Source organism: Streptomyces sparsus (assembly GCF_054776295.1).
Genome location: NZ_BAAHCA010001044.1, coordinates 1 through 706 on the forward strand (window position 1 = coordinate 1; position 706 = coordinate 706).

At 72.1% G+C, this 706-nt stretch carries 2 protein-coding genes; one reads left to right on the forward strand and one right to left on the reverse strand.

The genetic code is table 11. The features are described 5' to 3' along the window. Nucleotides 1-226, reverse strand: a 226-nt coding sequence (locus tag ACYVE9_RS26135; protein WP_461030366.1) for a response regulator, incomplete at its 3' end; no start/stop codon positions are given. Nucleotides 227-348: 122 nt separating this feature from the next. Between ACYVE9_RS26135 and ACYVE9_RS26140 the strand changes: the two genes are divergently transcribed. Then, nucleotides 349-706: glycosyltransferase family 2 protein (locus tag ACYVE9_RS26140; RefSeq protein ID WP_461030367.1), on the forward strand; the 358-nt coding region annotated here is incomplete at its 3' end.

Genomic DNA, 706 nt, shown 5'->3' on the forward strand with positions numbered 1-706 from the left:
CGGCGCGCAGCCGCCGGCACACCTCGATGCCGTCCCGTCCGGGCAGCATCAGGTCCAGCACCACCAGGTCCGGCGGCGCGGTGCGGGCGCGGTCGAGGGCGGACGGCCCGTCGACGGCCCGGTCCACGGCGAAGCCGGCCCGCGTGAGGTAGCCGGCGACCACCTCCAGCACGGTCGGGTCGTCGTCGACCACCAGGACACGTCGGTGCGCGGTGCGCTCACTCATGCGCCGAGTCTTGCATCCGCCGAGGCCAGGACCGCCGGAAGAGTGTCGCCAGACGGTGATGTCCGCGTTTCGTAAGGAGTGACGATCCCTTATGGGGGGTTTGTCCTCGTAGGGTGAAAGAGATGAACTCCATGCCAACACAGCAAGGGAATCTGGTGCTGCCCTGCCTGGACGAGGCCGGGGCACTGCCCTGGGTCCTCGGCCGGGTACCCAAGGGCTGGCACCCGATCGTCGTGGACAACGGATCCACCGACGGCTCGGCCGACCTCGCGCGCGAACTCGGCGCGACCGTCGTGCACGAGCCGCGGCGCGGCTTCGGCGCGGCCTGCCACGCCGGACTGCTCGCCGCCGACGCCGAACTCGTCGCCTTCTGCGACTGCGACGGGTCCCTGGACCCCGCGGGCGTGCTGGACGTCGCCGAACCGGTGGCCGACGAACGCGCCGACCTGGTGCTGGCCAGGCGCCACCCGATCGGACGCG